14 protein-coding genes and 1 tRNA gene are annotated in these 14,428 nt (G+C 38.6%); 12 read left to right on the top strand and 3 right to left on the bottom strand.

The features are described from left to right. Nucleotides 1-56: 56 nt before the first annotated feature. The 7 genes from ACSYTJ_RS05960 (at nt 57) to ACSYTJ_RS05930 (ending at nt 5,951) form a co-directional block, all read left to right on the top strand. The gene (locus tag ACSYTJ_RS05960) at nt 57-1,520 is read left to right on the top strand and encodes a nicotinate phosphoribosyltransferase (RefSeq protein WP_491719741.1); all 1,464 of its coding nucleotides are present in this window, start codon (nt 57-59) and stop codon (nt 1,518-1,520) included. Between the two features lie 16 nt (nt 1,521-1,536). Further along, complete coding sequence (gene nadE / locus ACSYTJ_RS05955) at nt 1,537-2,364, top strand: NAD(+) synthase (protein ID WP_491719740.1); 828 nt, start codon at nt 1,537-1,539, stop codon at nt 2,362-2,364. Nucleotides 2,365-2,380: 16 nt separating this feature from the next. After that, nucleotides 2,381-2,800 (top strand): hypothetical protein, encoded by a 420-nt coding sequence (locus ACSYTJ_RS05950; protein ID WP_491716684.1) that lies wholly within the window; start codon nt 2,381-2,383, stop codon nt 2,798-2,800. Between the two features lie 93 nt (nt 2,801-2,893). Continuing rightward, a complete protein-coding gene (locus ACSYTJ_RS05945) occupies nt 2,894-3,337 on the top strand; it encodes a SprT family protein (RefSeq protein WP_491716683.1) in 444 nt (147 codons plus the stop codon). Nucleotides 3,338-3,351: 14 nt separating this feature from the next. After that, nucleotides 3,352-4,224 carry a homoserine kinase gene (locus tag ACSYTJ_RS05940; RefSeq protein ID WP_491719739.1) on the top strand — a complete coding sequence of 291 codons (873 nt, stop codon included), beginning with the start codon at nt 3,352-3,354 and terminating at the stop codon, nt 4,222-4,224. Between the two features lie 61 nt (nt 4,225-4,285). Next, nucleotides 4,286-4,371, top strand: a tRNA-Leu gene (locus ACSYTJ_RS05935). Nucleotides 4,372-4,499: 128 nt separating this feature from the next. After that, the gene (locus ACSYTJ_RS05930; protein WP_491716681.1) at nt 4,500-5,951 is read left to right on the top strand and encodes a catalase; all 1,452 of its coding nucleotides are present in this window, start codon (nt 4,500-4,502) and stop codon (nt 5,949-5,951) included. Between the two features lie 54 nt (nt 5,952-6,005). On the opposite strand, the gene ACSYTJ_RS05925 is transcribed toward ACSYTJ_RS05930, so the two are convergent. After that, on the bottom strand, nt 6,006-7,115 hold the full coding sequence (locus tag ACSYTJ_RS05925; protein ID WP_491719738.1) for an LCP family protein: 1,110 nt from the start codon (nt 7,113-7,115) through the stop codon (nt 6,006-6,008). A 215-nt stretch (nt 7,116-7,330) separates the two neighbouring features. On the opposite strand from ACSYTJ_RS05925, the gene ACSYTJ_RS05920 reads away from it, so the two are divergent. Genes ACSYTJ_RS05920 through ACSYTJ_RS05910 form a run of 3 tightly spaced genes read left to right on the top strand, consistent with a single transcriptional unit; the run spans nt 7,331 to nt 9,974 of the window. Continuing rightward, nucleotides 7,331-8,296, top strand: coding sequence for an AEC family transporter (locus ACSYTJ_RS05920; RefSeq protein ID WP_491719737.1), 966 nt, complete (start codon nt 7,331-7,333; stop codon nt 8,294-8,296). 23 nt (nt 8,297-8,319) lie between these two features. Beyond that, a complete protein-coding gene (locus ACSYTJ_RS05915) occupies nt 8,320-9,282 on the top strand; it encodes a DMT family transporter (RefSeq protein WP_491719736.1) in 963 nt (320 codons plus the stop codon). A 41-nt stretch (nt 9,283-9,323) separates the two neighbouring features. After that, the gene (locus tag ACSYTJ_RS05910; protein ID WP_491716677.1) at nt 9,324-9,974 is read left to right on the top strand and encodes a 2,3-bisphosphoglycerate-dependent phosphoglycerate mutase; all 651 of its coding nucleotides are present in this window, start codon (nt 9,324-9,326) and stop codon (nt 9,972-9,974) included. A 41-nt stretch (nt 9,975-10,015) separates the two neighbouring features. Here ACSYTJ_RS05910 and ACSYTJ_RS05905 read toward each other — a convergent pair whose 3' ends face one another. Together ACSYTJ_RS05905 and rpiA are read right to left on the bottom strand one after the other, a co-directional pair. After that, a complete protein-coding gene (locus ACSYTJ_RS05905; protein WP_491716676.1) occupies nt 10,016-11,356 on the bottom strand; it encodes a C1 family peptidase in 1,341 nt (446 codons plus the stop codon). A gap of 98 nt (nt 11,357-11,454) precedes the next feature. Then, nucleotides 11,455-12,135 (bottom strand): ribose-5-phosphate isomerase RpiA, encoded by a 681-nt coding sequence (gene rpiA / locus ACSYTJ_RS05900; RefSeq protein ID WP_491719735.1) that lies wholly within the window; start codon nt 12,133-12,135, stop codon nt 11,455-11,457. A 283-nt stretch (nt 12,136-12,418) separates the two neighbouring features. Between rpiA and ACSYTJ_RS05895 the strand changes: the two genes are divergently transcribed. Continuing rightward, entirely contained in the window at nt 12,419-12,958 is a 540-nt protein-coding gene (locus ACSYTJ_RS05895) for a dCTP deaminase/dUTPase family protein (RefSeq protein WP_491719734.1), read from the top strand. A 14-nt stretch (nt 12,959-12,972) separates the two neighbouring features. Then, entirely contained in the window at nt 12,973-14,367 is a 1,395-nt protein-coding gene (radA, locus tag ACSYTJ_RS05890) for a DNA repair protein RadA (RefSeq protein WP_491719733.1), read from the top strand. Nucleotides 14,368-14,428 lie beyond the last annotated feature (61 nt).

Here is a 14,428-nt window from a genome sequence, read left to right as displayed (position 1 = left end):
TAATTATAATTGAACTATCAAGTTTATCAAAGATTATTTTGAGGTGTAAATAGGAAATGTCACTTAGAGACTATACGAATTTAACGCTCCATACTGATGATTACGAAATCAATATGATGCAAACTTATTTTTCAAAGAAAATGGAAAGTCGCCACGCGGTGTTCGAAGTATTCTTCAGAAAGATGCCATTTGAAAATGGATACGCCGTATTTGCTGGATTAGAGCATGTAATTAATTATGTTAATAATCTTCACTTTACCGATGATGACATTCAATACTTAAAGGAAAATGGGGAATATACCCCCGCATTTTTAGGATTTCTACGTAACTTTAAGTTTACGGGGACGATTCGTTCTGCTCAAGAGGGAGATTTAGTATTTAATAATGAACCTATCATGCAGGTAGAGGGAACTTTAGCAGAGTGTCAATTAGTTGAAACTGCAATTTTAAACATTGTAAACTATCAAACGTTGATCGCTACAAAGGCCTCTCGGATTCGCCAAGCGGTCGGATCCGATCCATTAATGGAATTTGGTTCTAGAAGAGCACAAGAAACTGCTGCCGCCCTCTGGGGGACTAGAGCTGCGTTCATTGGTGGCTTTAATTCTACTTCTAATGTTTTAGCTGGAAAGTCATTTGGAATCCCAATTAGTGGTACCCATGCTCATTCATTGGTAGAAACATTTGGTCATGATTACGATGCTTTCAAAGCCTATGCTGAAACCCATAAGAACTGTGTCTTTTTAGTTGATACTTATGATACTTTGAAAAGTGGTGTTCCTAATGCGATTAAGGTTGCTAAGGAAATGGGTGACCGCATCAACTTCGCAGGGGTGCGGATTGATTCTGGCGATATGGCATACCTTTCCAAACGGATTCGGGAGATGTTAGATGCAGCTGGTTTTAAGGACACTAAGATCATTGCTTCAAATGACTTAGATGAAAACACCATCACTAGTTTAAAAATGCAAGATGCTAAGATCGACATCTGGGGTGTTGGGACCAAGCTAATTACCGCATATGATCAACCAGCCTTGGGAGCTGTCTATAAGATGGTTTCAGTGGAGAATGACGATGGGACAATGCGTGATACCATTAAAATATCTAATAACGCTGCTAAGGTCTCTACTCCTGGGAAGAAACAAGTTTGGCGGATCAATAAGAAGTCAGATGGAAAATCAGAAGGCGATTACGTTGCGTTGAGTGATGAAGACCCTAACAGTCAAGATAGTCTGTACATGTTCCATCCGCAGTTTACTTACATTAGTAAGACGTTGACTGACTTTGAAGCTACTCCACTCTTAAAGACAATAATTGATAAGGGTGAACAGGTTTATGAGGTTCCAGAATTAGTCGATATCCAAGCCCATGCGAATGAATCGCTTGCTTCGCTGTGGCCAGAATACAAACGGCAGTTAAACCCACAGGATTATCCGGTGGATCTATCTAAGAATTGTTGGGATAATAAGATGAAGTTGATCGAACAGGTTCATGGATACGTTCAAAAGTTAAATTATTAAGATTAGGGGGAGCTTTATGAGACCTTTACAAAAGAAAATCATTGCTGCTTTGAAGGTGAAGCCTGAGATTGATCCACATCAAGAAATCAGAAATAGTGTCGAATTCTTGAAAGATTATTTGAAAAAGAATTCTTTTTTGAAAACATTGGTTCTCGGTATTTCTGGAGGACAAGATTCAACACTAGCTGGTAAGTTATCTCAAATGGCAATCAGTGAATTACGTGAAGAAACTGGTAATAATGACTACCAGTTTATCGCGGTGCGGTTGCCGTATGGTGAACAAGCAGATGAAGCTGATGCTATGGAAGCAATTAAGTATATGGATGCTGATAAGACAATTCGAGTTAATATTAAGCCAATGGTTGATGCTGCAGTTAATGCGGTTGAAGAAGGTGGCCCTACTATTAATGATTTTAATAAGGGGAACATCAAGGCACGTGAACGGATGATCGCTCAGTATGCAATTGCAGGTGAATGTTCTGGAGCCGTAGTTGGAACGGATCATGCTGCAGAAGCAGTTACTGGTTTTTATACTAAATTTGGTGATGGAGCAGCCGATATAACTCCATTGTGGCGTTTAGATAAGCGGCAGGGGAAAATGCTACTAGCCGTTTTAAATGCGCCTAAACACCTCTATGATAAAGTCCCAACTGCTGATTTAGAGGATAATCGTCCTGCATTACCTGATGAAGCAGCTTTAGGGGTTCGTTATTCTGACATCGATGCTTATTTAGAGGGTAAGGATGTTGATGAAAAAGCTGCGCAAACCATTGAAAACTGGTATATTAAGACTGAACATAAACGGGAATTACCTGTAAATATCTATTCCACATTCTGGAAATAAAAAGGAGTTAACAAATATGAAGGGCGCAAAAATGAGTAACTATGCACCAACTGTTTCACAATTAATTACTGAAACGGATAAAACTGGTGAAAAGCTGGCTAAGTTTTATGAACCATTAAAAAAGGCATTGGATAAGGATGATTTATCTGATATTAACTTAGCAGAGACGAAAGAAAAATTTCAAAATGGGACTACTTTTTATAAGGAAACCCTTCGCAAGTTAAAAGTGCTAGGCGTTCCAGCAAGGGTTCTTGGTAAGCATAAGTTGTTAGTGGGTGCTTATTCAGATTATGCTGATGCATGCCAAGAGATGGTTGATAGTATTAATGTTGATGAAAATACTATTGATAAAGGGGCCTTTAAAGATTCAGAAGATGCCCAAAGCGATAGTGTTGCACGCGTAATTAAATATACTCAAAAAATTTTAGTAGGTTAATGATTAAAAACGGGGCAACCCGTTTTTTTTATTAATCGGATAATAATATAATCACGTATTTTAAAGTATTAAGGGGTAGAGGAGATTTTATTATTGTCCAATCAGGAATTACAAGCGCTATGTGAAAAAATTTCACAACGGTATTTTGCCCGACCGTTTAACCATCGGATTTATTTTAACCATCGTTTAAAAACCACGGGCGGACGTTATTATTTAAAAAGTCACAATATTGATATTAATCCGAAGATGTTAACGGCTTTTTCTAAAGAAACGCTAATTGGGGTTATTAAGCATGAATTATGCCACTACCATCTCCATTTAGCAGGTTATAGTGGTCAACATCGTACAAAAGAATTTCAACAGCTTTTAGCTGCGGTGGGTGGGCTACGGTTTGCTCCACGCATTGATCAACCCAGATATACATTTGAGTGTGAAAAATGTCATCGAAAATATAATCGCGAACGGTTAATTAACACGAGCAAGTTTGTTTGCGGGAAATGTCGTGGTAGGTTAAAATTAATTTCACAAAGAAGATAAAGGAGCGATATTCATTGGGAAAGATCATTATTCGAGTTCCAGCGACTGTTTCTAATTTAGGTCCTGGTATCGATTCATTAGGGTTAGCATTACACCTTTACTATACAGTAATCGTAGAAGAAGAAACTGACCATTGGCGTGTTAACCATGCGCTCGGTGAAAACATTCCGCATGATGAAAATAATTTAATCGTTCAAACAATTTTACGGTTAGATCCTAAAATTCATCCCCATCAATTAACGGTAATGTCTGATATCCCAGTTGAACATGGTTTGGGATCTAGTACTACTGCAGTAATCGTAGGGATAAAAATTGCCAATGCTTTGGGAAATTTAAATCTTTCAATCGACGAACAGATGCAAATTGGAAGTGAAATTGAAGAGCATTCTGAAAATGTTGCTGCCGGTTTTTTAGGTGATTTAACAATTTCAAATGAAAAAGATGGTCAATTAACTGCAATTAAAGCTAAAATGCCCGCCGTTTCAGCGTTAATGTTTGTTATGCCACGTGGTAAAGTAGGCAAAATCGAGCTACCTAAGCAAATTAATGCCCAGTCTGCATTAGCAGCCAGTAACGATGCTAACTTATTAGTAGCAGCTTTAATTACTGATAATTGGGCCGTTGCATCTTCTTTGATTGAGGGAGAATATTTTGGAGAAGAAAATTTGAAACGCGATCAAGACAATTTAGATCTAATTCGTACGGCCGCTCATAATTTAGGGATTTATGGAACCTTTATTAGCGGTACGGGTCCAGTGATCGTATCGCTGGGGCAAAGAGACTTATTGATCAAGTTGCGTGATCAACTCCGTGCAGATGACCGATTAGCAGGAAAAGTGCGGGTAATGGATCTCGACCGTGATGGCGCTACTGTTCGTGGTGAATAATAAAAAAAGAGTTGCTTATTTTGTGAATATTTGATATATTTATATATGTTGATTTTCACATGCGGCCATGGCGGAATTGGCAGACGCGCAAGATTAAGGATCTTGTCGGGAATTTTCTCGGTGGAGGTTCGAGTCCTCTTGGCCGCATAAATAAGAAGCTGAAATGCAGAAATGCGTTTCAGCTTTTTTTGTGCGCCGTTTTGTTTGTCAATAAAGTGACACCATGTTACCATTATTCTGTAAAAATATTGTATTTATTAAAAGGAGTGGTTCACATGACAGATAAGATCAAAACAGCTGAAGGTCAACCATGGGCTGACAATAATCATTCACAAACAGCTGGAAATCGTGGCCCTGTTTTAATGCAAGACTACCAATTACTAGAAAAACTAGCACACTTTAATCGTGAAAGAATTCCAGAACGAGTCGTTCATGCTAAGGGAGCTGGTGCAAAGGGGTTCTTTAAGCTAACTCATGATATGAGTAAATATACTAAGGCTGATATTTTTAATGGCGAACCTGGTAAAAAGACACCAATGATCATCAGATTTTCCCAAGTTGCTGGTGAATCAGGATATCCAGATACAGAACGCGATGTTCGTGGATTCGCATTGAAGTTCTACACTAATGACGGTAATTACGATATCGTTGGTAATAATACCCCTGTCTTTTTCGTTAATGATCCACTTAAGTTCCCAGATTTTATTCATTCGCAAAAGCGTGAACCAGATACTCACTTAAGAAGTCAAGATATGCAATGGGATTTTTGGTCCCATTCTCCAGAATCAGTTCATCAAGTGACCTATTTAATGGGTGACCGTGGTAATCCTGCTAGTTATCGTGAAATGAATGGGTATGGAAGTCATACTTATAAATGGGTCAACGCCAAGGGTGAGGTGTTCTGGGTTAAATATCACTTTATGAGTGAACAAGGCGTAAAGAACATGTCGAACGAAACGGCTGCTAAGACCGCTTCAAAGGATACTGATTTCTTGCTTCATGATCTATATGATGCAATTGCAGATAAAAACTTCCCAAAGTGGAAAGTGATGGTGCAAATTATTCCTTATGAAGATGGTTTGAATTATAAGAAGGACATTTTTGATGTGACCAAGGTCGTTAGTCATGCAGACTATCCACTCCAAGAAGTCGGTGAATTTACATTGGATGAAAATCCAACTAATTATTTTGATGACGTCGAAGAAGCCGCTTTTTCACCAGCTAATCTAGTTCCAGGAATTGAAGCATCCCCAGACAAGTTACTTCAAGGACGCTTGTTTGCATATAAAGATGCTGAAAGATATCGATTAGGTGCTAACTATGAACAGCTACCAATTAATCGTCCGAAGAACGGTACCCCTAAGAACTATGAACGGGATGGTTTTATGGCTCATGATCAGGGGAATGCCGTTAACTACGAACCAAATGGTGAAGGTGGTCCTGTTGAAGATCCTCATGCTAATATTAAGCCATTTAGCGTTGAGGGGGATGCAGGTAGTTATAAGACCTACGATGTCGACTATTATTCTGACGCTGGTGCCTTATACCGTGTTATGAGCCCAGAGGAACGAGACCGCTTAATTGAGACGATTAAGGGAACTCTCGGGACTGTGAAGAGCCATGAAAATAAGGTTTTGGAAACGCGTCAATTTTACAATGCAGATCATGAATATGGAAAACGTGTCGCTGATGCATTGGGCTTAAACATGGATGAAATTACCAAATAATAATTGAAACTAAAAATACCAATCTGGGCATTACCCAGATTGGTATTTTTTTGTTTAATATCCAGTTGATGAATTGGTAGTAGTGCCAGTACCAGTTCCATCAGTACTAGTTCCGTCAGTGGTACTATCAATTCCGCTACCGTTATCATCAGTAGCACTTTGTGTTGCTGAGATACTTGATAGTGAACTGAGGTTTAGATTCTTACGAATGTAGTTAGAAACCCTTAGTAATTCTGATTCTGGTGCGACTTGATAGTCAATCCCATCGATAGTGGCGTCTTCACCTTGCAGGGTATCTGACTTAATATGGTGCGTTGCATCACCATAACGAGCCCGCATCGAAACCATGTCATTAAAAGTAATATCAGTCTTTAAATTACCATTTAGTGATTCGAGGATTTCTTTGTAACGTGGTAGTGAAGAAATCTTCATTGCCTTAAGGACTAGTTTTTGAAGTACTTCTCTTTGGCGTGCTTGTCGACCGTAATCACCGGTTGGATCTTCATGGCGCATTCTTGAGTAATCAAGTGCTTGTTTACCGTTTAAAGTTACCTTTTGCCCCTTGACCACGTTTGCATTACCGTACTTAAACGTAAGTGGCGGATCGACTTCCACGCCACCGACGGCATCAACCATTTTTTCGAGTCCACCCATGTTAATGATTGCGTAAAAATCAATTGGGATGTTCAACAAGTTTTGAACCGTTTGAACGGCAGTCGATGGCCCACCAATCGTATACGCAGCATTAATTTTTTCATATGGTTGCGAATCACCAGGTACAGTTACCTTAGTATCCCGTGGAATACTAGTGATTGAAATATTCTCTTTTTTGGGATTAATCGTGACTACCATCATGGTATCAGTTCTTCCCATGTCATCACGACCCAATGCCCCTGTATCAGTTCCTAATAGTAAGATTGAAAATGGCTTATCCTTACTGATCACTGATGATACATCCCTTAATTTATGAGTATCACCAGCTTCAAATGTTTTATTGAATGTTTTTTGTGCACTATTATAAGCCATATATAAGTAAATCAATCCAGCCGTTACGATGATTAGTAAGATAATCAGGAACGTCCATAGCTTTTTATGACTACGTTTTTTAAAATGGGTTCGATTTTCGCGTCGTTGATAACCATTATTTTCGTTTGAATTATTCATATTTTAATTACCCCATCATTTATAGTCTTGAATTCGATTTTTAAACAATATGTTTGCATTATAAAAAAAATTGAACCAAATCACAACTTTACTTAGTGATATTTAACACCAATTTAATATTTAATATTTGAAAAAATTGAAGCGTTAAAGCAGACTTATTTTTATGCTATAATGCAAACTGTTACAATAATTTTTGAGTTAGGATGTGATGCTATTTGATAGTTTTTGAGAAGAGTATTTCTGGAATTGTAGTGATTTTATTAATGATCCTATTAGGCTTCTTCTTGGCTAAACGACAGTGGTTCGATGAGAAATCTTCGAAACTGATCGCAAAAATCGTTACCCAAGTTGCTTTACCTGCCTATATGATTAGCACGATCACTAGTAAATTTACCGCACAGACGCTTTTACATACATTGCCTGACCTTCGCTTCCCCGTTATTTCCATGTTGATTTTATTCGGGATCTCAGTGGCGGTTGCCAGGGCGCTTAGGATCGCTAAGTACCATCGTGGATTGTTCGAATCCATGTTTTTTAATTCTAATACTGTTTTTGTGGGCTTGCCAGTCAACATAGCATTATTTGGGAATCGCAGTTTACCATATGTGTTGGTTTATTATATGGCAAATACCACGTTCTTTTGGACGCTGGGCGTTTATTTGATCCAACGGGATGGTGATGCCGATAGCAAGTTTAATTTAAAACAAACCCTACAAAAAGTTTTTTCACCACCACTGTTAGGGTTTATCGTTGCCGTTATCATGGTCCTCTTGGACATTCCCAAAATGGAGTTATTACACCCAATTTTAGAACCAGTCCTCCAAAGCTGTGACTATATTGGTGGGTTAACAACCCCGCTTTCGATGTTATTTATAGGGATTGCTGTTTCTAAGGTGAGCTTAAAGGCTGTGAAGTTCGATCGTCTTAACTGGGGCATTCTATTGGGACGGTTCATGATGGCACCGCTTTTGATGACATTATTGGTAACGTTTACGAACATGCCAGTATTAATGAAACAAGTTTTTATTTTGCAATCTGCAATGCCCGTGATGACGAATGCACCAGTTGTATCCAAACTATATAATGCGGATGATGAATACGCATCGTTAATGGTAACTGAAACTACGTTACTTAGTTTAATCGTAATTCCAATCTTAATGACGTTGGTTCAAAAATTTTAATCAGATAAGGAAGCGAAATTGTTTTGCGAAAAACGCTTTTATATGTTTTAATTTCAACCTTTATGTTCAGTTCGATGGAAATTGCTTTAAAGAGTGTCCAAGGTGCTTTTTCACCGATTCAACTTAATTTAATTCGATTCTTCGTGGGTGGCTTGGTCCTATTACCAATTGCTTTGCGGCACAGTAAAAAAGCGAACCAGCAATTTACCAAAAAAGACCTGCTAGTGTTTGCATTGAGTGGCTTTTTATGTGTGATTGTTAGTATGACGCTATATCAAATGGCGATTGAATATGATGAAGCCGCAACGGTTGCGGTATTGTTTAGCGTTAATCCCGTTTTTTCATTGCTATTTGCGTTTATTATTTTAAAAGAGCGAATTGGTCGCTTGAATTTAATTTCAATGCTATTATCAATAGCAGGGTTATTAATAATCGTTAATCCAACTAAGTTAACTAATCCGCTGGGGATTTCACTAGCGATTGGTTCTGCAGTTACGTTTGGCCTTTATAGCATCGTATCACGGTGGTCATCCGTAGTTAGTGGCTTTGATGGAATAACGATGACCTGTTATACATTTATTGCTGGTTCGATCGAGTTGTTTGGATTAGTATTGATTTCTAAAGTTCCAGCAGTTGCTAATTCAATGAGAACGGTTAATTGGATGAAATCCTTTGCTGATACACCGATTTTACAAAACGTTAGTGTCCATTATTTTTGGATTTTATTCTTTATTTGTGTCTGCGTGACAGGTGGGGGCTTTGCATTTTACTTCTTGGCCATGGATCGCGGCGGGGTCTCAATGGCATCGCTCGTATTCTTTATAAAGCCAGGGTTAGCCCCTATTTTGGCACTCTTGATTTTACATGAAACCCTCTCGATTAATACAATTATTGGAATTATTGTAATTTTAATTAGTTCAGTCATTACCTTCATTGGTAATCGCACTAAGACCGATAGCTCCGAAATGAAGGATGCTATTGAGTGATCAAATTAGAAAGTGTGGGATAACGATTGTTTTTAACGTTAATGCGGCATGGAGAAAGTTTAGCAAATGCTAATAATATCTTTACTGGTTGGAATGATGTTTCATTGACTGATGTCGGAATTGCACAGGCTCATTTAGCAGGTCAGAAAATTAAGGCCACTGGAATTCAATTTGATGATGTTCACACTTCCTTTTTAATTCGAGCAATCGATACCACTAACATCGTTTTAGATGAAATTGAGCAGGCCTTTATTGATGAGCATAAATCATGGCGCTTGAACGAACGCCATTATGGAGCGCTACGTGGTCAAAATAAACAAGTTGTTAAGCAACGAGTGGGGGAGCAACAGTTTAATCAATGGCGGCGTAGTTTCGATTCGGTGCCGCCGTTGTTGAAAGAACGTGACCATGACTACCGCTATGAACGAATTGGGGTATTGGAACCCCTAGGGGAAAGTTTAAAAATGGCTTACGAACGGATTATGCCATACTGGGAGGATGCCATTGCTCCACGCCTGTTAGATGGTCATAATCAATTGGTCATTGCCCACGGTAGTACTTTACGCGCCATGATTAAGTATCTAGAACGCATTAGTGATGGACAAATCGATAGAGTCGAGGTACCGAACGGGAAACCAATTCAATATGAATTAGACCGTCAATTAAAAATTGTTGATAAAAAAACATTGTAAATAAAAAGCTGATCCCTAAGGATCAGCTTTTTATTTTGAAATTAGAATTTAGCTAAGGTACCCATTGGATCCCATGGATCTAAGACGATTGGGTCTTGTGCTTGGGCTTTCTTTAATTCATCTGAGAAGTATTTTTTGTTGATAACAACTTGGTAAACGTACTTTCTGAACCATGATTCACTCATTACGAAGTAACCATCAGTTCCAACTTTTTTACCCCAACTATTTTCAACTTTCCACTTAGTTGGTTTACCATCAACGATGTCTACTCCAGTGATAACCATAGCATGATCCATTACACTTTCACCGTAGTCTAATTGTTCTGCCTTGGTTAAATCAAGGTTAATGTCAAATAGTTCATTTCTGGAGTAAAGTTTGTCGTCCATGATTCCCTTTTGCCGATCAGAATCTTGACCAACATCACTACCGAACCAAACTGTTTCGCCATTTTTTAGCTGCTTGATTGCTAATTTTTCAAAGTCATCGATTGAAAGGTTTAAATGCTTAACTTGACGACCACCAACAACGTTTCCTAGTAATTCAATTGTGTAAGTCTTCTTGTAAGGCTTATCGTCAGTAGGCGAATTAATGATTGAAACGTAATCTTCCAAATCTAATTGGATGTATTTCTTGTAGAACGTCTTAGGAGTAAGACCCTTTTCAATGTGATAGTTATTATTTTTATCACGGTATTCAAAGTCAAACTTTTTAGCTGGTTCACCCAAAGCATAAACAAGTACTCGATAGATTTCATTGAGCATCTTGTCCTTTTTAGCAGCGATTTTTTCTTTTGATTCACCATCATTAACTAGGTTTCTCAAGATCATTGCATCGCGTCTAAGCTTCAAGTTTAAAACGCTGTTTAAATCAGCAGAGTTATTACTATTGAAAGTTTCTGACATTGCTGATTGAGGAACGACACCGTACTTTTCAACTAATGCACAGAGCATATCCCATTGTCCACCGTCTTGTTGGGGGGTAGCAAGGAGAAATGAAACTTTTCTAGATGTCCGCTTTTTATCGGCAGTGTTAATGATATTTTCCAAGAAGAAGTTTGACTTTTCAAACTTATCCCAGAAGTTAATGTAGTTTTGTGATAATTCAAAGTTACCCTTGAGGTTAAATTCATTTGCAACTTTGTGGCGTAAAGTGTTCAAGGCTGCAAATGTCCAACAACGACCACTGCGTTGTTGGTTCGCAACGTCACCAGTTTCTAATTCAATGGAAAACACAGGTTTGTTAGCGATTTCTGAACTGTAGTTAGCACTAACTTTAGCGACTCCTTGGTGAGAAACGGCGCGCTCTAAAATCTTAGCGTCTTTGCGCTTATCTACGTCAGACTGATAATTCTTGATATCATCAAAATTGATACTCTTACTCATTGAATTCACTCCTTAATTAATAGAACAATAACCATATTGTAAACAAAAAAAGCCTAAATAAAAAGCAAAACCCACTGAGTTTTGCTAATTTTTACAGATTATCTAGCTTGAATTGTTTCTGGACCATCTGGATGGCCAACGATAATTGTATTAACTATGTCTAAAAATAGTCCATGTTCAACGACGCCAGTCATATCCTTTAGATTTTTGGCGAGTTTATGGGGATCACCAATTTTACCTAATCCAAGGTCAATGATGTAGTTTTTGGAATGGGTCAGAATGAATCTTTCACCATCCATTCTAAATTTTGGATTGTAGCCGCGCTTTTTAAACTTTTTAAATAGTTGTTGACTACCATATGGGATAACTTCGACTGGTAGGGGAAATGAACCTAATTGTTTAGTTAACTTCGATTCATCAACGATCCAAATGTTCTTCTTGGAATTAATTGCAACGATTTTTTCTCTTAGGTGGGCAATGCCGCCCCCCTTGATTCCCTGGTAGTTTGCATCAATTTGATCTGCTCCATCAATTGTTAAATCAATATGGTCAACTTGATCAATATCCTTAACCGTGATTCCCAATTGGGTTGCACGCTTGGCAGTTCGGTTCGAAGTTGGGACTCCAATGATATTTAAGTGTTCATTTTTGACCCGTTCCCCTAATGCTTCAACTAGGTATCTAACCGTTGAACCAGTACCTAATCCAACGGTCATCCCATCTTCAATGTACTTTACGGATTCAATCCCAACTATTTTTTTTAAATCGTCTTGGCTCATCTTGTATGCCCCTCTAGAAATTAATAAGTGTACTGCGGAATGAGAACTTAGCAACTATTTAATCATCCGATTAAAATCCAACATATTTATTCGCTAATGGTAATTGTCTCAAAATTTGTTGCAATAAGCAATTCAAGATTTAATATTTATCGTTATTAATAAAAAAATTTTAGCAAAATCTAATTAATTTATCTACTTTTTTCGTAAATCATCTTTTGAATACTGATTTAAAGAATGGATAATAGTATAATTTGACTATTAATTAAATTAAGGACGTGAAAAAATGAATCGTGGATTTGAGATCGTTTCAAAATATAAGGATAGTGGATTAACCCTTCCATTTCGAGCTACTCAGCAGGCAGCTGGGTATGATTTTGCTAGTGCGGAGGATTTTGTTCTACCATCGATTTGGAAACTGAACTTTTTACGAATTTTGTGGGCCATCAAGCATCGTAAAAAGGTGGCTACTGATGATTTAAAGGATGCTCAACAAATTTTAAAACCCCTGTTAGTACCTACTGGTATTAAGGCTTATATGAAAAATGATGAGGTCCTAATTATTGCGAACCGTTCTAGTAATCCGCTTAAGCGGGGAATGTATTTGCCGAACGGAATTGGTGTAATTGACGCTGATTATTATGACAATCCCAATAATGAAGGCGAGATTTTCGTTCAAATGATTAACTTTGGGCTTACTGATCGCAAAATTAAAAAGGGTGAAAGAATTGCTCAAGGCATTTTTATGCCTTACTTGGTGGCGGACAATGATGATGCTAGTCAAGCCCAGCAAAGAACTGGTGGTTTTGGTTCTTCTGGTAAGTAGGAAGGGGTGGTCACTTGGCAAAGGTAAAAACCCAGTATGTTTGTGATAATTGTGGATATATTTCACCACGTTTCTTAGGCCGATGCCCCAATTGCGGCAAATGGAATACACTGGTTGAAGAAATCGTTAAACCGCAAAACGCAAGCACCGGGAGTGCCAAAAAAATTTCGCCTAGTCGAACTGACTTTGATGGAAGCTCAACTAGGCCTGAATTAGTCGGTGAAATTAAATCGCGTACTGAGATGCGAGTAAAGACGGATTCAGAGGAATTTAATCGCGTCTTAGGAGGAGGTGTGGTGCCCGGCTCATTAATATTAATTGGTGGGGATCCAGGAATTGGTAAATCAACACTCTTGTTGCAAATATCAGGGGAGTTAAGCAATTCTGGACACAAGATGCTTTATGTTTCAGGTGAAGAAAGTGCTAATCAAATTAAGTTGCGCGCTGATCGCTTAGCGGTTGCTAGTGATCAGTTATATATTTACCCAGAGACTGACATGGATTCAATTAGACATGCCATTGAGGAGTTACAACCAGATGCAGTCGTAATTGATTCAGTTCAGACTGTCGAAGAGCCTGCAATCCAGTCTGCGATTGGCTCCGTTGCGCAGGTTAGAGGGATTACCTCTGATTTAATGAACATTGCTAAGTCAAAGGGGATTACCATCTTCGTAGTTGGTCATGTTACTAAGGGTGGCGCATTAGCAGGTCCTAAGACTTTGGAACACATGGTTGATACGGTCCTTTACTTTGAAGGCGATATGCACCATTCTTATCGACTACTAAGGGCCGTTAAAAATCGGTTTGGTTCAACGAACGAGCTAGGTGTTTTTGAAATGCGTGAGGGGGGCTTAAAAGAAGTTCGGAACCCTTCAGAAATTTTCCTAGAAGAACGACTTAAGGATGCAACGGGATCGGCAATCGTTGTCTCAATGGAGGGAACACGGCCGATCCTAGTTGAAATTCAGGCTTTGATCACACCATCGATTTTTGGAAACGCTCAGCGGACGGCATCTGGTCTGGATCGCAACCGCGTTTCCTTGATCATGGCAGTTTTAGAAAAACGTGCGGGCCTAATGTTACAGAACCAAGATGCTTATTTGAAAGCTGCTGGTGGGGTGAAGTTGAACGAGCCGGCAATTGATTTAGCAATGGCAGTCAGCATTGCTTCTAGCTATAAGGATCAAGGAACGCTTCCGTCAGAATGTTATATCGGAGAAATTGGATTGACCGGAGAAATTCGTCGGGTCACAAGAATTGAACAACGGGTTGCAGAAGCTCAAAAGCTGGGCTTTGAACGGGTATTAGTTCCTAAAAATAATTTGAATGGTTGGACACCACCGACTGGAATTAAAGTCATTGGTGTTTCAACCCTTAGAGAGGCCCTTTCAATTGCGCTTAGAAAATAAGTTAATCCTAGGGCAAAAAAATATGAGTATGTTATAATTAATAACGATTTTAGTAAAAGAG

The organism is Nicoliella sp. ESL1113 (assembly GCF_058509245.1).
The sequence above is the reverse complement of the archived record's forward strand: the minus strand, read 5'-3'. Positions and strand labels throughout refer to the sequence as shown.